This window comes from Rhodococcus sp. 5G237 (assembly GCF_053764735.1).
In genome coordinates, this window is the sequence record NZ_JBSNCD010000005.1 from 411,199 (window position 1) to 431,642 (window position 20,444).

17 protein-coding genes are annotated in these 20,444 nt (G+C 69.5%); 10 read left to right on the forward strand and 7 right to left on the reverse strand.

Translation table 11 applies throughout. The annotated features are described in order from the left end of the window. Positions 1-80 precede the first annotated feature (80 nt). Positions 81-1,415 carry a YhjD/YihY/BrkB family envelope integrity protein gene (locus tag ACWPOC_RS14245; protein WP_120282345.1) on the forward strand — a complete coding sequence of 445 codons (1,335 nt, stop codon included), beginning with the start codon at positions 81-83 and terminating at the stop codon, positions 1,413-1,415. Here the strand turns inward: ACWPOC_RS14245 and ACWPOC_RS14250 are convergent. Next, positions 1,388-1,624, reverse strand: coding sequence for a DUF3039 domain-containing protein (locus tag ACWPOC_RS14250; RefSeq protein ID WP_006551335.1), 237 nt, complete (start codon positions 1,622-1,624; stop codon positions 1,388-1,390). The two genes, ACWPOC_RS14245 and ACWPOC_RS14250, sit on opposite strands and share 28 nt — an antisense overlap. 73 nt (positions 1,625-1,697) lie before the next feature. Between ACWPOC_RS14250 and ACWPOC_RS14255 the strand changes: the two genes are divergently transcribed. The 3 genes from ACWPOC_RS14255 (at position 1,698) to ACWPOC_RS14265 (ending at position 4,704) form a co-directional block, all read left to right on the forward strand. Further along, a complete protein-coding gene (locus ACWPOC_RS14255) occupies positions 1,698-2,057 on the forward strand; it encodes a DUF3099 domain-containing protein (protein WP_230787303.1) in 360 nt (119 codons plus the stop codon). A gap of 37 nt (positions 2,058-2,094) precedes the next feature. Beyond that, on the forward strand, positions 2,095-3,573 hold the full coding sequence (locus ACWPOC_RS14260) for a DUF7782 domain-containing protein (protein ID WP_455408874.1): 1,479 nt from the start codon (positions 2,095-2,097) through the stop codon (positions 3,571-3,573). 168 nt (positions 3,574-3,741) lie between these two features. Continuing rightward, positions 3,742-4,704: a sigma-70 family RNA polymerase sigma factor gene (locus ACWPOC_RS14265; protein ID WP_016692730.1), complete on the forward strand. Its 963-nt coding sequence runs from the start codon at positions 3,742-3,744 to the stop codon at positions 4,702-4,704. A gap of 103 nt (positions 4,705-4,807) precedes the next feature. Here ACWPOC_RS14265 and ACWPOC_RS14270 read toward each other — a convergent pair whose 3' ends face one another. Together ACWPOC_RS14270 and ACWPOC_RS14275 are read right to left on the reverse strand one after the other, a co-directional pair. Beyond that, positions 4,808-7,462: a bifunctional acetate--CoA ligase family protein/GNAT family N-acetyltransferase gene (locus tag ACWPOC_RS14270; protein WP_120284204.1), complete on the reverse strand. Its 2,655-nt coding sequence runs from the start codon at positions 7,460-7,462 to the stop codon at positions 4,808-4,810. A gap of 106 nt (positions 7,463-7,568) precedes the next feature. Further along, complete coding sequence (locus ACWPOC_RS14275) at positions 7,569-8,840, reverse strand: acetoin utilization protein AcuC (protein WP_120282343.1); 1,272 nt, start codon at positions 8,838-8,840, stop codon at positions 7,569-7,571. Between the two features lie 104 nt (positions 8,841-8,944). On the opposite strand from ACWPOC_RS14275, the gene ACWPOC_RS14280 reads away from it, so the two are divergent. Together ACWPOC_RS14280 and galE are read left to right on the forward strand one after the other, a co-directional pair. Then, positions 8,945-9,631: a metal-dependent transcriptional regulator gene (locus tag ACWPOC_RS14280; protein WP_016692727.1), complete on the forward strand. Its 687-nt coding sequence runs from the start codon at positions 8,945-8,947 to the stop codon at positions 9,629-9,631. A gap of 54 nt (positions 9,632-9,685) precedes the next feature. Then, positions 9,686-10,669, forward strand: a complete 984-nt coding sequence (gene galE / locus ACWPOC_RS14285) for a UDP-glucose 4-epimerase GalE (RefSeq protein ID WP_120284203.1) — start codon at positions 9,686-9,688, stop codon at positions 10,667-10,669. 36 nt (positions 10,670-10,705) lie between these two features. Here galE and ACWPOC_RS14290 read toward each other — a convergent pair whose 3' ends face one another. After that, positions 10,706-11,842 carry a DUF4192 domain-containing protein gene (locus ACWPOC_RS14290; RefSeq protein WP_120284201.1) on the reverse strand — a complete coding sequence of 379 codons (1,137 nt, stop codon included), beginning with the start codon at positions 11,840-11,842 and terminating at the stop codon, positions 10,706-10,708. Between the two features lie 172 nt (positions 11,843-12,014). Beyond that, positions 12,015-12,689: a DUF5642 family protein gene (locus ACWPOC_RS14295; protein WP_120284199.1), complete on the reverse strand. Its 675-nt coding sequence runs from the start codon at positions 12,687-12,689 to the stop codon at positions 12,015-12,017. A 219-nt stretch (positions 12,690-12,908) separates the two neighbouring features. Between ACWPOC_RS14295 and ACWPOC_RS14300 the strand changes: the two genes are divergently transcribed. From ACWPOC_RS14300 to ACWPOC_RS14315, 4 genes are all read left to right on the forward strand, one after another. Next, positions 12,909-13,931: a proteasome assembly chaperone family protein gene (locus ACWPOC_RS14300; protein WP_120282342.1), complete on the forward strand. Its 1,023-nt coding sequence runs from the start codon at positions 12,909-12,911 to the stop codon at positions 13,929-13,931. Between the two features lie 173 nt (positions 13,932-14,104). Further along, positions 14,105-15,142, forward strand: coding sequence for an alpha/beta fold hydrolase (locus ACWPOC_RS14305; protein ID WP_060650917.1), 1,038 nt, complete (start codon positions 14,105-14,107; stop codon positions 15,140-15,142). A gap of 163 nt (positions 15,143-15,305) precedes the next feature. Beyond that, the gene (locus ACWPOC_RS14310; protein WP_120282341.1) at positions 15,306-17,810 is read left to right on the forward strand and encodes a DEAD/DEAH box helicase; all 2,505 of its coding nucleotides are present in this window, start codon (positions 15,306-15,308) and stop codon (positions 17,808-17,810) included. Positions 17,811-17,851: 41 nt separating this feature from the next. Then, positions 17,852-18,619, forward strand: a complete 768-nt coding sequence (locus ACWPOC_RS14315; protein WP_120282340.1) for a LysR family substrate-binding domain-containing protein — start codon at positions 17,852-17,854, stop codon at positions 18,617-18,619. An 11-nt stretch (positions 18,620-18,630) separates the two neighbouring features. On the opposite strand, the gene ACWPOC_RS14320 is transcribed toward ACWPOC_RS14315, so the two are convergent. Further along, entirely contained in the window at positions 18,631-19,563 is a 933-nt protein-coding gene (locus ACWPOC_RS14320; RefSeq protein ID WP_120282339.1) for a hydrogen peroxide-inducible genes activator, read from the reverse strand. 68 nt (positions 19,564-19,631) lie between these two features. After that, a complete protein-coding gene (locus ACWPOC_RS14325) occupies positions 19,632-20,342 on the reverse strand; it encodes a hypothetical protein (protein ID WP_120282338.1) in 711 nt (236 codons plus the stop codon). Between the last annotated feature and the right edge of the window lie 102 nt (positions 20,343-20,444).

A 20,444-nucleotide genomic window follows, 5' to 3' on the forward strand; every position in this document is an offset into this window, starting at 1 on the left:
AGGACTGCGTGGCAGAATTCGAGAGGCCCTCACCTGCCTGTGCGCGCACGCGAGCGTGTCTTCAGGAATTCTGGAAGTAGATGAACGACACACCACGATCCCCCGCCCAGGCACCCTCCGGCCGCGTTCGCCGTGCGGTCGGAAAGGGCTGGGAGGTCGTGACGCACACCCTGTCGTCCGCCTGGGACCACTCGATCTTCAGCAAGGCGGCGACCGCGGCCTTCTGGCAGACCCTTTCGCTGCCGCCCTTGGTGCTCGGCCTGCTCGGCAGTCTCGGTTACGTCGGTGGCTGGTTCGGTCCCGACACGGTGGAGATCATCACGTCGAAGACCGTCACCTTCCTCCGCTCGGTCTTCAGCGACAGCGTGGTCGACCAGATCATCGAACCCACCGTCGAGGACGTCCTCCGTCGGGGCCGCGCCGACGTGATGTCGTTGGGCTTCGTGTTGTCGCTGTGGGCGGGATCGTCGGCGATCTCGACGTTCGTGGATTCGATCGTCGAAGCGCACCACCAGCAGGACCATCGTCACCCGGTGTGGCAGCGGATCTTCGGGCTGCTCCTCTACGTGGTCTTCCTGATCCTGGCGGTGTTCACGATGCCGCTCGTCGCGCTCGGACCCACCCTGATCGGCCGGTTGCTGCCCGACGCCTGGTTCGATGTCGGCTCACGGATCATCGACACCTTCTACTTCCCCGCGGTGGGCCTGCTCCTGCTGATCGGTCTGACGACCCTGTACAAGGTGGCGCTGCCGAAGTCACTGCCGTGGCACCGACTGCTCGGTGGCGCGGTGCTGGCCGGGGTGTTCTTCCTCGCGTCGAGCGTGATCCTGCGGTGGTACCTGACGTGGGTCGCGGCCACGGGCTACACCTACGGCGCGCTCGCCGCCCCGATCGCGTTCCTGCTGTTCACGTTCTTCCTGGGTTTCGCCGTGGTCCTCGGAGCGGAGTTCAACGCCACGGTGCAACAGTTCTGGCCGGCGCGCGCCACGCGTCTGGAGCAGTGGCGGATCTGGCTCGCGGAGCAGTCGGCTCGTGATCCGTCGCCCGACAGCGGGCCGGTGACGAACCTCACCCGCCGGTTGACGAGCTCCACGACCATCCGACTGTCGGACCTGATCCGGCCCGGGGATCGCCAACCCGAGTCGTGGCCGATCGACGGGAAACCCGCCGAGTCGGATGCGGCGCCGGACGATCGGCCTGCACCCCACGACGACACTGCCCCCTACGACGCTGCCTCGCACGACGACAAGGCCGGGGGATCCGAAGTTCCCCCGGCCCAGACCGAACTCCCGCCGGTGGAGGCAGTATCACCGTCTTCGCCGGCAGCAAGACCGTCGCCGGAATCACCCGACGCCGCGGCGGACGACGGGGTGTTCCACCAGGTGTCTCAGTCGCCCTTGCGCAAACCGTCGTAGACTTTCTTGCATTCGGGGCACACCGGCGAGCCGGGCTTCGGCGACCGGGTCACCGGAAAGACCTCACCGCACAGCGCGACCACATGGGTACCCATGACCGCACTCTCGGCGATCTTGTTCTTCTTCACGTAGTGGAAGAACTTCGGGGTGTCGTCGTCGGTCGTTTCGTCGGTGGTGGTATCCGGCCGTTCCTTGATATCCGTGCTCACGTGTCCATGATGCCGCACGGAAGGGCCGGATGTGTATGTGCGTGCGACGGCCCGGCGTGGGAAGGTGGAAGACATGGCGAGAACTCACGGTTTCGGCGGATCCCCCGAGAACGGATCGCCCGACAACCCGGTTCTGATCACCGCGGCGGAGGCGTCGCTCGAGGATCAGCACCGAGCACGGGTTCGCAAGTACCTCACCATCATGTCGGTCCGCATCCCCGCCCTGCTGCTGGCGGCGATCGCGTACGGCGTATGGGCCAATCCCTGGATCTCGATGGCGATCATCGGGGTGTCGATCCCGCTGCCGTGGATCGCCGTCCTCATCGCCAACGACCGGCCGCCGCGCCGCAAGGACGAACCGAGCCGCTGGGACGGCCGCTTCGACGACGCCCCGGCGATCGAGTCGTCCCGACACCCTGTGATCGACGGCTGAGAAGGACCCCCGACGGGTCGCTTGCGAGAATGTCGTGGTGGACCGCGACCTTCTCCTGTCTCTCTGCCCGGCTCTGCGCACCGCACTGATCCGGTGCCGCTACGACCTCGACACCGTGCGGGAACTGCTCGGCTCCGAGGCGCATGCCGCCCTCGGACGCAGTGAACCCGTCCCCGCCCGGCGTATCGCGCGTGGTGCGGGCGATCTCGGCGTGCTCGTGCGGCTGTTCCTCCTGCAGGACACCTGCCCCGAGGACGAGGTCGCGCAGGCTCTCGCTCCGGTGACGACGGAGCAGGCCGTGCAGGCGGGGCTCGTCGAACGCGACGGCGACGGCGTGCGGGCCGCTCTCGACCTGCGACCCCTCGACGCCGGGACCGGTACCCGCTGGGTGCTGTCCGATCTCGACGGCTCCATCCGGCCCGTGCCGACCCGCCCCGATCACGTCCTCGGCGTCGGTCAGGCCTCCCTGTCGCTGCTGCAGGCCACCCCGACCGATCGGGTGGGTTCGGTGCTCGACCTCGGCACCGGTTGCGGGGTGCAGGCCATCCGCGCCGCGGACCACGCGGACGAGGTCACCGCGACCGACATCAATCCCCGTTGCCTGACCCTGGCCGCCGCGAGCGCCGCGCTGAACGAGATCGACATCGATCTTCTCGAAGGGTCGTGGTTCGAGCCGGTCGCCGGCCGGACCTTCGACCGCATCGTCGCGAACCCGCCGTTCGTGGTGAGCGCGGGACGCGTCGAGCACAGCTACCGCGACTCCGGTCTCGACCTCGACGGCGCCAGCAGGCTCATGATCTCGCAGGCCGCCGAGCACCTGAATCCCGGCGGCACCGCCGCGATGCTCGCGTCCTGGGTGCACGTCGAGGGTGAGGACTGGCGGGCGCGGGTCGCATCGTGGTTGCCGTCACACGGCGTCGACGCCTGGATCGTGCAGCGTGATGTGGCCGATCCCGCCCTGTACGTCGGGACGTGGCTGCGCGACGGCGACGCCGATCAGCGGGAGCCGGAGGTCGCGGCGCGCGCAGAGCAGTGGCTCGACCACTTCGAGGAGCACGGCGTCGAGGGTGTCGGGTTCGGGTTCGTCTACCTGCGCCGCACCGACCTGCCGTCCGACGTGATGGCGGAGGATCTGCGGCACGCGTTCACCGATGCGCTGGGTGACGAGGCGGTCGACTACTTCCGTCGCCTCGACTGGCTGCGTACGCACGAGGTGCTCGACGCCCGTTTCGCGGTGCGGCCCGATACGGCCCTCGAGCGGGTGCACCTGCCCGGCGAGGACGGGTGGGACCAGGTGGTCGTGCGGGTGCACCGCGGTGGCGGTCCGGCCTGGCAGCACGAGGTGGACGATCTCGCGGCCGCCCTGCTCGGCGGCATGCGCGCCGACGGTCTTCCGCTCGGGGATCTCGTGTCGCTGCTCGCGGCCGCGCACGGCGAGGACGAGGACGACCTCCTCACGCAATCGGTGGGCCTCGTGCACGGCTTGGTCCGGCACGGGTTGATCGAGCCCGTCTGACCCCCTTCGGGGCGTTACTGAGGTTCCACGATTCGGTTCTCTCAGCAACTTCTCAGGAGCTCATCGGGTTAGTGCAGGTCAGCGCGGTGGTACTCGGAGACGGACGGGAACTCCACCGCTTCGCCGGTCGTTGAACCCTGTGAGACACCACCGATGAGGAGGCACGTCATGGCACGCCCCGAAACCACCGCTCGCTTCGATTCCGACCTGGACGGTCAGAGCCCCGCAGCCGATCTCGTTCGCGTCTACCTGAACGGTATCGGACGGACTGCTCTGCTCACCGCAGCCGACGAGGTGGAATTGGCCAAGCGGATCGAGGCCGGCCTGTATGCCAAGCACCTGCTCGAGACGAAGAAGCGTCTGTCGGCGGCGAAGAAGCGCGACCTCGCGATCATCGTCCGCGAAGGACAGGCCGCTCGCAGCCACCTGCTCGAGGCGAACCTGCGCCTCGTCGTCTCGCTGGCGAAGCGTTACACCGGACGCGGTATGCCCCTGCTGGACCTCATCCAGGAGGGCAACCTCGGCCTGATCCGTGCGATGGAGAAGTTCGACTACGCGAAGGGCTTCAAGTTCTCGACCTACGCGACGTGGTGGATCCGTCAAGCCATCACCCGCGGCATGGCCGACCAGAGCCGCACGATCCGGCTCCCCGTCCACCTCGTCGAACAGGTCAACAAGCTCGCCCGCATCAAGCGTGAGCTGCACCAGCAGCTCGGCCGCGAGGCGACCGACGAGGAACTCGCCAACGAGTCGGGTATCCCCGTCGAGAAGATCGCCGACCTGCTCGACCACAGCCGCGACCCGGTGAGCCTCGACATGCCCGTCGGCAACGACGAGGAGGCCCCGCTGGGCGACTTCATCGAGGACGCCGAGGCGACGTCCGCCGAGACCGCCGTCATCGCCGGCCTCCTGCACAGCGACGTCCGCAGCGTCCTCGCGACGCTCGACGAGCGCGAACAGCAGGTCATCCGGCTGCGCTACGGCCTCGACGACGGCCAGCCCCGCACCCTCGATCAGATCGGCAAGCTCTTCGGGCTGTCCCGTGAGCGTGTCCGCCAGATCGAACGCGAAGTGATGGCCAAGCTCCGCGAAGGAGACCGCGCCGAGCGCCTTCGCGCCTACGCCAGCTGACCGGGCGCGTCAGCGGTATCCGATCCCCGAGAACCGGGCTGGGTTCTCGGGGATCGTTGCCGTCCGGGGTCTTTTCCGGCGGTCGTCGGCTACCGGGCTGCCGTCACCGCAGTCGACGCGGCCCGAGGTCGAGCGGATGCGGTTCGGGCCCGATCCGCACGTGCGCGTCGGTGAGTTCGGCCCCGACCACCGAGGCCAGCACCGGTTCGCACACCAGTTCACGCACCTCGGGCAGGTCGTCGGCGAGCGCCGAGATCCGCTGGACGAAGTCGACGAGTGCAGGCTTGTTCACCGGCGCGGCGTTGCGATAGCCCGACAGCAACGGCGCCGCCTTCGGCGCGTCGATCAGCTCGACCGCCTCGTCCTCCGTGAGCGGAAGAACACGGTAGGCCCGATCACCGAGCAGGTCGGAGATCACACCCGCGAGACCGAACGAGATGAGCGAACCGAACGACGGGTCGTCCTGCACACGGATCGCGCAACCGATGCCCTTGTGGGCCATTCGCTGCACGTGCATCAACGGCTCCCCCGACACCGCGGCCAGGTCGCGATAGGCGATCCGCACCGAATCGGCGTCGACGAGATCGAGCCGGACCCCGCTCAGATCGGGCCGGTGCCGCCACTGCGCACCGGTGGCCTTGACCGCCACGGGGAAGCCGATCTCCTCCGCCGCCGCGACCGCCTCCTCCTCGGTGGTGACGGCGCGGAAGTCGGCGACCTCGACTCCGTAGCAGGACAGCAACAGTGCCGCTTCGGTATCCGACAGGTAGCGACCCTCGGGAGTGGTCTCGAGCCAGCCGTCCACGAGCGAGCGGGCGCGCTCGGGATCGATGCCCGCCGGTCGCACGACCTGCGAGGGTGGACGACTGCGCCACTTCGCGTACCGCCACGCCCGTCCCAGGGCGAGCGCGGCTCGTTCCGGACCGGGATAGGACGGCACGGATCCGCGCATCGGAGTGCCGTCCGGTCCGCGCACGGCCAGCACGTCGGGGATGCCCTCGGTCGCAAGGAAGGTGGTGACCACGGGCTTCTCCGACCCGGCGACGGCGTCGCGCAGGGCCTGGGCGTAGGGCTGGACGTCGACGGCGACCGGCGGGACGAAGACCGCGATCACCGAGTCGACGTCGGGTGAGTCGAGCGCCCGGGCGACGGCGTCGGCGAACTCCTCCGGCGACGCCTGCGCGCCGAGATCCACCGCGTCCGGTGCCTGCAGGCCCTGTCCGCGGGCGGCGTCGACGGCGAGCAGGCCCAGGGCGGTGGAGTTGCCGACCACGGCGACGCGGGGACCGGCGGGCAGCGGCTGGTAGCCGAACAGCAGCGCCGAGTCGAAGAGCTGGCCGATGGACTCGACCTGGACGACGCCGGCCTGCTCGAACAGGTATCGCACGATGGTGTCGTCCATCTCGCCCGTCCGGGCGGCGAGCGCCGGGGGCACCGCGTGGCGGCCGCTCTTGACGGCGACGATCGGCTTGCTGCGCGCCACCCGCCGCGCGATGCGCGAGAACTTGCGCGGGTTGCCGAAGCTCTCCAGATACAGCAGCACCACTTCGGTCGCAGGATCGGTGTCCCAGTACTGGAGCAGGTCGTTGCCGGACAGGTCGGCGCGGTTACCGGCCGAGACGAAGGACGACAGTCCGACACCCGTCTTGGCGGCCTCGTCGAGGATCGCGATGCCGAGGGCGCCGGACTGGCAGAAGAAGCCGACGTTGCCGGACGCCGGAAGTACGGGCGCGAGGGTCGCGTTGAGCCGGATGGCGGGATCGTTGTTGGCGACACCGAGAGCATTCGGGCCGATGAGTCGCATACCGTGCGACCGCGCCGCCAGGGTGAGCCGCCGCTCGGCGTCGCGGCCCTCCGGTCCGGTCTCGCCGAAACCGGACGAGACGACGAGCAGCGCCTTGACGCCCTTCGCGAGACAGTCGTCGAGCACCGAGTCGATCGATTCGGCGGGTACGGCGGCGACCGCGAGGTCGATCTCGTCGGGGATGTCGCGGACGGTCGGGTAGGCGCGGACACCCCGGACGGACCGGTGTTCGGCGTTGACCGGATAGACCGGCCCGGTGAACCCGCTGCGCAGCATGTTCACCAGCACGGCGTTGCCCACCTTGCGGCTGTCGGTGGAGGCACCGATGACGGCGACACTGCCGGGACCGAGGATGTTGCGCACGCTGCGCGCCTCGGCGGCGCGTTCGCGGGCGTTGCGGACCGAGACGAGGGCCTCGGTGGGGTCGATCGCGAACTCGAGCCGGACGACTCCCCCTTCGAAGCTGCGGCTGACCTGGTAGCCGGCCTCCCGGAAGACCGTGATCATGTGCCGGTTCTCGGCGAGGACCTCGGCGACGAAGGTGTGCAGTCCGTTCTCGGCGGCCGCGCCGGCGAGATGTTCGAGCAGGATCGGGCCGAGACCGCGTCCCTGGTGGGCGTCGGCGACGGTGAAGGCCACCTCGGCGGAGAGGCCGTCGCCCTCGTGCGAGAGTCCCTCGTACCGCCCGACGGCGATGATCTCGTCACCGAGCACCGCGACGAACGCCACTCGCGACTTGTGGTCGACGACCGTGAAGTTGAACAGGTCCTTCTTCGAGATCGTCGGGTATGGACCGAAGTACCGCAGATAGCGGGTTCGTTCGGACAGCTTGGCGTGGAAGGCGACGATCCCGTCGGCGTCCTCGGGGACGATCGGCCGCAGGTGCACGACACCCCCGTCCGAGGCCAGCACGTCGGCGACCCAATGCCGCGGATAGTCGCGGGCGCGCGCCAGCGCCGCCTCGCGCGCGGGGTCGGTCTCCCCCGTCGTCCCGACGCCGTGTGCGGGTGCGGCGCCCGCCGCAGACGCGGTGTCCGGTGCCGCCGCGGGATTCTGCCGGTCAGTCACGGGGGTCCTCCGGGTCCAGGCCGAGCAGCGGGAAGGCCGCCCGCCTCGTGGCGATGATCGCCGAATCGATGCGGGTCAGTGCACGGTCCAGGGAGGCGATTCCCGTTTCCGGGGTGCCGCCGGGACCGTCCCACGGCAGGTACGAGACGTCGGAGCCCTCCCCCATGACGGTGGGCAGTTCGACGCTCGGGGCGAGAGCGCCGACACGCTCGCTCCAGTCCGCCGGGATCGCGGTGCTCAGGTCGATCTCGCGGTCCAGCGCTGCGGCGATCAGGTGGGTCCACGCACGCGGCACCACCCGCACAAGGCCGTAACCGCCGCCGCCCACGGCCAGCCAGCGGCCCTCGCAGTAGCGATCGGCGAGATCGCGCATCGCGAGATACGACGCGCGCTGGCCGTCGACGGTCAGGGACAGGTCGGCCAGGGGGTCCTCGCGGTGGCTGTCGGCACCGCACTGGCTGATGAGGATCTGTGGGCGGAACGCCGCGACCGCGCCCGGTACGACAGCGTGGAAGGCGCGCAACCACAACGCGTCCACGGTGCCCGGCAACACCGGCAGATTGATCGCGGTGCCCTCGGCCGGACCCGAGCCGACCTCGCTGGACCAGCCGGTGTTGGGCCACAGCGTCGCCGGATGCTGGTGCAGGGAGATGGTCAGGACGCGGGGATCGCCGAGGAAAGCGTGCTGCACGCCGTCGCCGTGGTGGGCGTCGACGTCGATGTAGGCGATGCGGTCGTAGCCGTGGTCGAGCAACCACGAGATCGCGATGGCGGCGTCGTTGTAGACGCAGAATCCCGCGGCCCAGTCGGCCATCGCGTGATGCATGCCGCCCCCGATGCTCACGGCGCGCCGGGCCCGGCCGCTCGCGATCTCGCGTGCGGCGGCGAGGGTTCCTCCGGCGAGCGTCGCGCTGGCCTCGTGCATGCGGGGGAAGATCGGGTTGTCCTCGGTGCCGAGACCGTGGGGCGCGTCGGCCGGGGGTGCCGCTCCCTCGGGGGCGGAGCCCGCGCGCTTGACCGCGTCGACGTAGGAGGCGGTGTGGATGCGCAGCAGATCGGTGTCGTCCGCAGGGGACGGACGGACCGTCTCGACGCCTTCGAGGAGACCGAGACTGCGGGACAGCGCCATCGTGAGATCGAGACGCGTGGGATTCATCGGATGTGTCGGACCCCACCGGTAATCGAGGTAGTCGGGGCTCCACACCACTATCCGATCGCCGCTCAGCTGTGTCGTACCGCCCGCCGCGGTGGAGCTCGTGGTCATGGACACAGACGCTACTGGTCCACCCACGGACATGCGAGCCTCGGAGGGCGCCCCCACCGTCCTGTTCGCACGGTTAGAATCGGCCCAGACGAAGGGGTGTGAGAGTGAAGGACCTGGTCGATACAACGGAGATGTATCTCCGGACCATCTACGACTTGGAAGAGGAAGGCGTGGTGCCGCTGCGCGCGCGTATCGCCGAGCGCCTCGAACAGAGCGGACCGACGGTCAGCCAGACCGTGGCCCGCATGGAACGCGACGGCCTGCTCCGGGTCGCCGGCGACCGCCACCTGCAGCTCACCGAGAAGGGCCGCGATCTCGCGGTCTCGGTCATGCGCAAGCACCGGCTCGCGGAACGGCTTCTCGTGGACGTGATCGGTCTCGACTGGGAGAACGTGCACGCCGAGGCGTGCCGCTGGGAACACGTGATGAGCGAGGAGGTCGAGCGCCGCCTCGTGGAGGTGCTCAACAACCCGACCACCTCCCCCTACGGCAACCCCATCCCGGGACTGGCCCAGCTCGGCCTCGACCGCACGGCGGTCCTCGACGAGAAACTGGTGCGGCTGACGGAGATCCCGCACGGCAAGCCGACCGCGGTCGTGGTGCGCCGGCTCGCGGAGTACGTCCAGTCCGACCCCGAGGTCATCGCGCGGCTGCGTGAGGCCGGTGTGGTCCCGGACGCGCGGGTTACAGTCGAGACGCGACCGGGCTCGGTGTCCATCACCGTGGCCGGTCACGACAGTTTCGAGCTTTCCGACGAGATGGCCCACGCCGTGCAGGTGAAGCAGGTCTGACACAGACCCCTTTTCGCATGTCCGGTACGGGCGTGCGAAAAGGGGATGTCCAGCGTGAGACTTCTGGTGACCGGCGGCGCCGGCTATGTGGGCAGCGTGTGCACGACCGTGTTGCTCGAACAGGGCAACGACGTCGTGGTCGTCGACGACCTGTCCACCGGGAACGCCGAGGCGGTCCCCACCGGTGCCGAGTTCGTCGAGGGCGACATCGCGGCCGTCGCCGACGAACTGCTCTCCGGATCCCGTTTCGACGGCGTCCTCCACTTCGGTGCGCAGTCGCTGGTCGGCGAGTCGGTGGAGTTCCCCGAGAAGTACTGGCAGGGCAACGTGGTGACCACGCTCGCCCTGCTCGAGGCCGTCCGCCGCTCGGGTACCCCGCGGTTGGTGTTCTCCTCCACCGCCGCGACCTACGGCGAACCCGAGAGCGTGCCGATCACCGAGGACGCGCCCACCCGCCCGACCAACCCGTACGGTGCGTCGAAGCTCGCCATCGATCACGCGATCTCGTCGTACGCGCATGCCCACGGTCTCGCGGCGACGAGCCTGCGGTATTTCAACGTCGCCGGCGCCTACGGCGGTGCCGGGGAGAACCGCGTCGTCGAGACGCATCTGATCCCACTCGTGCTGCAGGTCGCTCTCGGTGTGCGCGATCACATCGCGGTCTTCGGCACCGACTGGCCGACCAAGGACGGCACCGCGGTGCGCGACTACATCCACGTGAAGGATCTCGCCGACGCGCACGTGCTGGCCCTGACGAAGTCCGAACCCGGCCGCCACGGCATCTACAACCTCGGCAGCGGAGAGGGCTTCACCGTCCGCGAGGTCATCTCGGCGTGCGAGCGGGTCACGGGCCTGCCGATCGCAGCGGTCGACGCGCCGCGCCGCGCCGGCGATCCGGCCGTGCTCATCGCCTCGAGCAGCCGCGCGATCTCCGAGCTCGGGTGGAACCCCCAGCACACCGATCTCGACGAGATCGTCTCCGATGCGTGGGAGTTCACCCGGTCTCTCGGCGACCGGTTGCACGCCGCTCGACGCTGATCGAGCGCAGGGCCTGATCGAGCAGACGGCTCCGGTTCAGGACGGTTCGTCGCCGCGCGGCAGTTCGAGTCCCAGCCGCGCCGCGATCTCGTGTCCGGTCTCCGCGAGGCCGCGGATCGACTCGGGACGCAGTCCCGCCTGCAGGGCCTGGTCGAGCAGATCCGAAAGCCGGTGGCGGGGATCGGATTCGAGGGCCGCTGCGAGCGCGACTCCGGCGAGCGGACCGTCGCCGCGCACGTAGGCGCCGAAGCCGACGAGCGCGGCGGCGTCGGCCCGTTCGGGATCGGGCAGGGCCCGGGCGAGCTCGGTCCACAGACGCTCCGCCGGCCGCGCGAGCGGTCCGGTCGCGAGTCCCATGGCGGCGTCGCGCACCGTGCGGTTGGCGAGCAGAACGGCCAGCTCGGCGACGTCGGACGCGCTGGGATCCGTTCCTGCGGCGTACGTCTCGATGTGCGCCAGCACGGTCTCGAGTTCGAGACGATCGGCGCGTTCGCCGCCGCCCTCGCGGGCACAACGTTCGTACTCGCGGTCGCGGGTCTCGACGACCTCGTCGATACACCGCGCGACCTCCTGCCGCACCGCCGGCGGATACGGCGCGAGCAGTGCGGCGAGTTCGGTGCGGGAGCCGCGGATCGGGCTGCCCTCGAACACCCGGGCGGCCGCAACCACCGAGGATCCGGGATCGGCCACGCTGCCGGTGATGTCCTGGCCGGGAACGAACCAGGTCGCTCCACCGGTGATCTCCGGCAGCGCGTACACCCCCGCCAGGTCGATGCCGACGGCGTCGAGATGGTCGGCGAAGTCGTCGACGAGCCTGCACACGTCGGCGATCACCGGATCGTGCCGGTCGGCGAGATCGTCGTCCACGAGCACGGCCACCACAGATTCCGCGCCCTCGCGGGCACAGACGGCGCAGAAGCGCCGGAACGCCGCGCGCATGAGCTCGGGGACCGGTTCCCCGGGCCGGGGCAGGACGAGGTCGTGTCGCATCACCGCACCGATGCTCGCCACCCTGCCGTTCGGGCGGGTCGGAACGTCACCGGTCGGAGTCAGGCACATCACGACGATCGAACGCGTCGGCGGGAAGCCCATCAGCGCGGGCAGGGCGGCGATCACGTCACCGACATCGGTGAGACGGAGTGGGTGCGACGACGAAGGCGTGGAAGTTGTCATGCTCGAACCGTGGCCCATCGGTCCGAGCGGAAAGCGGCTCCCGGGGCCGTTCCGGGGCCTTCTGGGGATGAACCGGCCGGCTGTGGACAACTTCGAGACCGGTCACCGTGATGGGGTGCCGAGCGGACGATCCCGTCGGCGGGCGCTGTTAGGGTGCCGCGCCCGGCCCGGGTCAGGGGCGGGCGGCGAAGTCGACGGCCTCCCGGAACACGCGGTCGAGATTGTCGGTGTCGGGAGATGCCGCGTCGAAGGACATGTACGTGACCGTCACGCGCACGTCCTCGATCTGTGCGATGCGCGTGGCCATCGACTGCGTCAGGCCGCCCGATCCCCGGCCGGAGTCGACCGTCCGGGTCAGGGCCAGCGTCCCGGCTCCGTCGACGGGCGCAGCAGGATCGTCGTCGAGGACGGTCGAGACGGTCGAGGTGATCCCCCGCACGGTGGCGTCCACCTGCGAGCATTCCGTCAGATGGGTGCGGTACTCGGCGAGGTCCGGAGCAGGCCGGGTGACCTCGACGCTGATCGTCGCGCGACTGGCGTTGTCGGTACCGACCACCATGGCGGTGCTCTCGGGGCCGTAATCCTGCGCGGGCGGCAGACATCCGCCCGGATCGACCCTCGAGCCGGGCTGGATCCCGGTCAGGTCGGGCGCCGCCTGCGCCACGGCCTCAGGTGGGAGAACCACCGCGACGTACGGTTCGGGAAACCGTTCGGGGGGAAGCACCAGTTCGCCCGGTGCCCGGACGATCGCGGGGGCAGGCGCAGGCGCGGACGCGGTTCCCGTCAGGGCTGCCGGTTCGGGCCGGGGGTCGCCGGAGACGGTCTGGGAGCAGGCGGATGCGAGCATGAGGCACGCGGCCGCCACCACGCTCCGGCCGGCCGATGCGCGGCGCCTCGGACGAGTATCGCGTCGGGTCACCCGAACCTCCCTCGGTCGTCGACGTCGGGCAGGGTGTGCGCCCCGGAATCGGTCGTCGTGGCGTCAATTAGACTCGAACACCACCATGCCACGTCGGGTGACCCCGGCGGAGATGCCGAGACTGAGTGTGATCGGAGTGGTTCGCAGATGGACGAGCAGTCCCGCATGTACGAGCTGGAATTCCCGGCTCCGCAGCTCACCTCCCCGGACGGTGAGGGGCCCGTCCTCGTGCACGGTCTCGAAGGGTTCGCCGACGCGGGACACGCGGTGCGCCTGGCGACCACGCACCTGCGCGAGAACTTGGAGACCGAACTCGTCGCGTCGTTCGCCGTCGACGAACTGATCGACTACCGATCGCGTCGGCCGCTCATGACGTTCAAGGCCGACCACTTCTCGGATTACGCCGAGCCCGAACTGAACCTGTACGCGCTCATCGACGAGGCCGGCACCCCGTTCCTGCTGCTCGCGGGTGCCGAGCCGGATCTGAAGTGGGAGCGTTTCATCACCGCGGTGCGGTTGCTCGCCGAGCAGTTCGGGGTGCGGCGGACCATCGGGCTCAATGCGATCCCCATGGCGATCCCGCACACCCGGCCGTTGGCGGTCACCGCGCACTCGACCAACAAGGACCTCATCGCGGGGCACCACCGCTGGTCGGGCGAGCTGCAGGTGCCCGCCGGGGTCTCGTCGCTGCTCGAATACCGGATGGGGCAGCACGGGCACGAGTCCGTGGGCTTCTCCGTGCACGTGCCGCACTATCTCGCCCAGACCGACTATCCGGCTGCCGCCGAGACGCTGCTGACGAACGTCGCCGAGGTCGGGGGCCTGGAGCTGCCGCTGCAGGCGCTCGGCGAGGCCGCGGCACGGGTGCGGGAGCAGATCGACGAGCACATCGAGGACAACGCCGAGGTCCTCGGGGTGGTGCACGCGCTCGAGCGACAGTACGACAGCTACGTCGCCGCCCAGGAACAGCAGACCTCTCCCCTGCCGACCGACGAGAGTCTGCCGACGGGTGAGGAGATCGGCGCCGAATTCGAGCGGTTCCTCGCCGAATACGACCGGCGCGGCACCGATCCCGGCGACGATCTCCCAGGTCCGGGCGACGGCGGGGCCGGCGACGGCGGGTTCGGCGAGCTCGGCCCGGACGACGGGGACGATTCCGCTCCGCGCTGACGCCAAGACGGGTCCGCCGGATGTTTCATGATCGTCACAATCGTCGTTGTCGGCGTCACATACAGGCGGTACGCTTCGGCGACATGCCACAGTGGTAGTTGTGTCCGGTTCCCGGCGACGGGCCGGGCAGCCCGGCTACCACCACGCGATCACCGACGTCGCAGGAGACGCTCATGGTTCCACCGCGCGCCCGGACGCTTCGCCCGGTTCCGGACAACGAACCCCGCATCGTGTTCCGCACGATCCACGGTTATCGACGCGCGTTCCGCATGGCCGGCAGCGGTCCCGCTCTGTTGCTCGTGCACGGCATCGGTGACGACTCCTCGACCTGGCAGGACGTGATCCCGCACCTGGCGGAGAAGTACACCGTGATCGCCCCCGACCTGCTCGGGCACGGTCGATCCGACAAGCCGCGGGCCGACTACTCGGTGGCCGCATACGCGAACGGCATGCGCGACCTGCTGTCGGTCCTGGGGATCGAGTCGGTCACGGTGATCGGCCATTCCCTCGGCGGCGGGGTGGCGATGCAGTTCGCCTACCAGTTCCCCCACATGGTCGAGCGTCTGGTGCTCGTCGCGTCCGGCGGAGTCACCAAGGACGTTCATCCTGCGCTGCGCCTGATCTCGGTGCCGATCGTCAGCGAAGCGCTGCGGGTCCTGCGGCTGCCCGGGGCGATGCCGGTCCTGCGCGCCGCCGGTGCCGTGCTGAATCGGGTCAACGGATCGCCGCTGCGTCCCGGTGCCCTGCTGCACGACACCTCGGATCTGGTGCGCGTGCTGGGGAACCTCCCCGACCCCACGGCCTACGAGGCGTATCTGCGCACGCTGCGCGCGGTGGTCGACTGGCGCGGTCAGGTCGTGACCATGCTCGATCGCTGTTATCTGACGGAGAACCTCCCCGTCCAGCTCATCTGGGGCGATCACGACAGCGTCATCCCGATCGCCCACGCCTATCTCGCGCACTCGGCCATGCCCGGTTCACGTCTCGAGATCTTCCGGGGTTCCGGCCACTTCCCGTTCCGCGACGACCCGCTGCGCTTCCTGCGGGTGGTCGAGAACTTTCTGGAGACCACCTCTCCCCTGGAGTTCGACCTCGACCGTTGGCGTCGACTGCTCGTGTCGGGCGTGAGCGAGTCGCAGATCAGCGGCGGCCCGGAGACCCGCATGGCGGTGCTCGGCGCGATGGGTTCGGACGAGCGCAGCGCCACCTGACCTGCACTGCCCGCAGGGCACCCGACTGCACTGCCCGCAGGGCACCCGACTGCACTGCCCGCAGGGCACCGACTGCACTGCCCGCAGGGGCACCCGACTGCGCTGCCCGCAGAGCCGCGCGACCCGCTCGGGTGGGTCGGGTCCTTCCGACTAGCCTGGAGAAGTGCTGCTTCCCGATCTGATACCCGACCCCGTCGATGACGACGCGTTGTTCGACGCGTTCACCACCTGGACGACGGATCGGGGCATCTCGCTGTATCCGGCGCAGGAGGAAGCGCTCATGGAGCTCGTCGCCGGCTCCAACGTCATCCTCGCCACACCCACGGGCTCGGGGAAATCGATGGTGGCGCTCGGTGCGCACTTCTTCGCGCTCGCCGCGGGCAAGCGCACCTTCTACACCGCCCCGATCAAGGCGCTCGTGAGCGAGAAGTTCTTCGCCCTGTGCGACGTCTTCGGTGCCGACAAGGTCGGCATGATGACCGGCGACGCGTCGGTCAACGCCGGAGCACCGATCATCTGCGCGACCGCCGAGATCGTCGCGAATCTCGCGTTGCGCGAAGGACCGGACTCCGACATCGGCCAGGTCGTGATGGACGAGTTCCACTTCTACTCCGAACCCGACCGCGGGTGGGCGTGGCAGGTTCCGCTCATCGAATTGCCGCACGCGCAGTTCCTGCTCATGTCCGCGACGCTCGGCGACGTGACTTTCCTGCAGAAGGACCTGACCCGCCGCACGGGACGGCCGACGGCGGAGGTCTCGGGCTCCGAACGTCCGGTCCCGCTGACCTTCTCGTACTCGCAGGCACCCATCGGGGAAGCGATCGAGGAGCTCGTCACGACGCACCAGGCGCCCGTCTACGTCGTGCACTTCACCCAGGCCGCGGCCCTCGAGCGCGCTCAGGCTCTGACCAGCGTGAACATGTGCACGAAGGCCGAGAAGGAGGCGATCGCCACCGCTCTGGGCGACTTCCGGTTCTCCACCGGTTTCGGCAAGACCCTTTCGCGTCTCGTCCGGCACGGTATCGGCGTGCACCACGCGGGCATGCTGCCGAAATACCGGCGCCTGATCGAGAAGCTCGCGCAGGACGGGCTGCTGAAGGTCATCTGCGGTACCGACACGCTCGGCGTCGGCATCAACGTGCCGATCCGCACCGTGCTGCTCACGGGCCTGACGAAGTTCGACGGCACCCGCACCCGGCAGCTCAAGGCGCGCGAGTTCCACCAGATCGCCGGTCGTGCAGGTCGCGCCGGATACGACACGATGGGCACCGTCGTCGTGCAGGCCCCGGAGCACGAGATCGAGAACGTCCGGGCTCTCGCCAAGGCCGGGGACGATCCGAAGAAGCGCCGGAAGGTGCAGCGCAAGAAGGCACCCGAAGGTTTCGTCTCGTGGGGTGAGGGCACCTTCGACAAGCTGATCGCGGCGTCGCCCGAACCGCTGCAGTCGCGGTTCTCGGTGAGCAACTCGATGTTGCTCAACGTCATTGCGCGACCGGGCAATTGCTTCGACGCGATGCGGCATCTGCTCGAGGACAACCACGAACCCCGTCCGGCGCAGCGCAAGCACATCCTCAAGGCGATCTCGCTGTATCGGGGGCTGCTGCAGGCGGGCGTGGTCCAGCAGCTCGACGAGCCGGACGAGTTCGGGCGCCGGGCCCGTCTCACCGTCGACCTGCAACGCGACTTCGCGCTCAACCAGCCGCTGTCGCCGTTCGCCCTCGCAGCGATCGAACTGCTCGACGTCGACTCCCCCACCTACGCTCTCGATGTCGTGTCGGTCATCGAATCGACGCTCGACGATCCGCGTCAGGTGCTCATGGCACAGCAGCACGCTGCGCGCGGTGAGGCCGTCGCGCAGATGAAGGCCGACGGCATCGAGTACGACGAGCGAATGGAACTGCTCGAGGAGATCACCTGGCCCAAGCCGCTCGTAGAGCTGCTCGAGCCTGCCTTCGAGACGTACCGGGGTGGCCATCCCTGGGTGTCGGAGTTCCCGCTGTCCCCGAAGTCGGTGGTGCGCGACATGATCGAGCGCAGCATGACCTTCTCCGAGCTGGTCTCGCACTACGGTCTGGCCCGCTCCGAGGGATTGGTCCTGCGCTATCTCGCCGACGCCTACCGCGCCCTGCGGCAGACGGTGCCGGACGCCGCGCGCACGGAGGAGCTCGAGGACATCATCGAGTGGCTCGGCGAACTGATCCGTCAGGTCGACTCGTCCCTGCTCGACGAGTGGGAGTCGCTCACCCATCCCGGGGTGGAATCCGACGACCAGCAGATCGCGTTCGGTGTCGACTCCCCTCGGCCGTTGTCCGCGAACGTCCGTGCGTTCAAGGTCATGGTCCGCAACGCGATGTTCAAGCGGGTCGAGCTGGCCTCACGTCGGCGCTGGGACGAACTCGCGGCCCTCGGCGACGGTCTCGACGCCGAGGACTGGGAGGACCTGCTCGAGTTGTACTTCGAGGAGTACGACGAGATCGGCACCGGCCCCGACGCGCGTGGACCGCTGCTCTTCACCGTCGAGACGGGTCCCGAACTGTGGCGGGTGCGTCAGACCCTGCACGACCCGCAGGGCGATCACGGCTGGGCGTTGATCGGCGAGGTGAATCTCGGCGAGTCCGATGCGGCCGGTGAAGTGGTGTTCGACGAGTTCGAGATCGTCGAGGGCTGATCGTCGCAGGCGGCGGGTCACGGGAGCGGTAGCCTGACTCGGTGAGCGAACCGACCGTGCAACCCTTCCGCTTGGCCTACGTCCCGGGTGTCACCCCCGCGAAGTGGGTGCGGGTGTGGAACGAGCGGATGCCGGACGTCCCGATCGAACTGGTCCCCGTCGAACCGACGGCAGGCGCGGATCCGCTGCGCGAGGACGCCGCCGACATCGCACTGCTGCGCCTGCCGCTGCAGCGGGACGGCCTGTCGGTCATCCCCCTCTACACCGAGGTCTCCGTCGTGGTGGTGCCCAAGGAGCACGTGTTCGCGGCGGTCGACGAGGTGTCGGTGTCCGACCTCGCCGACGAGACGGTGCTGCATCCGCTCGACGACGTGCTCGATTGGGTCGCCCTTCCCGGCGAGGAGGCCTTCGAGCGGCCCGCGACCACCGAGGACGCGATCTCGCACGTCGCCTCGGAGGTGGGTGTGCTCGTCACGCCGCAGTCGCTCGCCCGCCTGCACCACCGACGCGACCTGACCTACCGTCCCGTCGTCGACGCGCCGGCGTCCCAGGTGGGTCTCGTGTGGATCACCGACCGGACGACCGATCTCGTCGACGAGTTCGTCGGCATCGTCCGGGGACGGACGGCCAACAGTTCTCGTGGCCGCCGCAGCGACTCCGAACCGGAAGCCGAGTCGGGCGGCACCTCGCGTCGTGGTGAACGCAAGGGCTCGGCCCCGAAGCGCCGCGCGCCGGAACCCAAGACGTCGCGCCGAGCGGGGACCTCCGCGCGCAAGCGCCCCGGAAAACCCCGACGCGGTCGGCGCTGAGGGGGTCTTCGTCAGGAGACGACGGGGCGGCAGGTCGGCGGGACGCAGCCGCGGATGGTCTCGGCGAGGATGCGGTAGTCGACTCCGCGCGGGGACGACGAGCGGAACACCAGACCGATCCGGCGGCCGGGTGCCGGGTCCGCGAAGTGCGCGACCTCGAGGTCTCCCCGGGCGGTTTCGACGGCGACCGCGGAGGCCGGGACGAGCGTGATGCCCAATCGTCCTGCGACGCAGCGCACCACGGTGGACAGGGAGGTCGCACGGGTGTCGCCGAATGTCGGTCGCGCGTCGACGGACCGGCACAGGTCGAGTGTCTGGTCGCGCAGGCAGTGGCCTTCGTCGAGCAGCAGCAGTTGCGCATTGTCGAGTGCGGAGACCGAGAGATCGGTGCGCCCGGCGAGTTCGTGTCCGGTCGGCAGGACGAGGACGAATTCCTCGTCGTACAGCGGAACTTCGATCACACCCGAGACGTCGGCGGGCAGTGCGAGGACGGCGACGTCGAGGGTTCCGGCGCGCAGTGCGTCGAGGAGCCGCGCAGTCTGGTCCTCGACGACCTGCAGCGACAGGGCCGGCATCGCTTCGTCGAGTGCGGGCAGGATCTCGGGCAGGACGTAGGGCGCGACGGTGGGGATCAACCCCACCCGCAGCGGGCCCGACAGTCCGTCGGACACTCCTGCCGCCGCGTCGACGAAGCCGTCGGCTGCGTCGAGCACCACCTCTGCGTACGGAAGCAGGCGTGCACCCACCGGTGTCACCAGCACACGGCGGGTGCTGCGCTCGATGAGCTGCACGCCGAGGCCGTTCTCGAGAGCCGCCAGACCCTGTGACAGGGTGGGCTGGCTGACCTCGAGTCGCGCTGCGGCCGTGCCGAAGTGGCGGTAGGTGGCCACCGCGACGAAGGCACGCAGCTGCGAGAGGGTGGGCTGGTAGCTCTGATCGGTCACGCCTATCAGTGTAGAACGACCTATCGCCTTTACCTTTCACAACTATCGGACTACGCCCGGTCCGGGCCCTACGACGCCGAGCCGGCCGCCTTTCCGGCAGCGAGGTCGTCCTCGTCGAGCACGACCTCGATCTCGCCGCCGAACTCCACCCCGGGAGCGAGCGGCAGCCGATCGCCGCTCCAGAACCGGCCGGGGTCGTACCAGTTGCTTCCCCGGTGCCGTTGCTGCAGCAATCCCATCTCCTCCAGCGTCAATCCGACCACCTCGGCGCAGTACGCGCTCTCGAGCCCACCGGACGGGACGGCGGCCCGCCGACGACGTGGGAGTCGGCCCGCGAACCATCGCCCCGTGAGTGTCGTCGTCGACGGGAACGGTGTGCCGTCGAGCCGCGCGATCGTGCGCAGCAGCTGATCCTCCTGATCCGGGGTGACCGCCACCGAGATCTGCCGCAACCAGCCGCGCTGGCCGTAACGCGCGGCCCACACCTGCACCGCACTGCGCAGGTCGTGCAACTGCACGCCGCGCTGGTGCCGTCCCGTCCACATGTCCGGGAGGCTGCGGCCCAGCTCGGCGTGCCACATCAGCGGCGGCAGGTCCTCGAGTGCGACCGTCATCCCCACGTGGTTCACCGGCGCGTTGGTCAGCGTCTGGATCGCTCGGTCGGCCGGGGTTGCGCCGCGGAAGATCCACAGGTCCCCCGTGCGGGTCGTCGCCACGGCCTCGTCGAGGGTGAGACGCGAACGCGCACCGGCAGACCGATCAGCCGACGAAGTGTCCATGCCGTCAGCCTGCCATGCCCGACCGCCGCTGGGGTCGTCCGCATGGCTCCGACGGCCGCTGGGGTCGTCCGCACGGCCCCGACGGCCGCTGGGGTCGTCCGC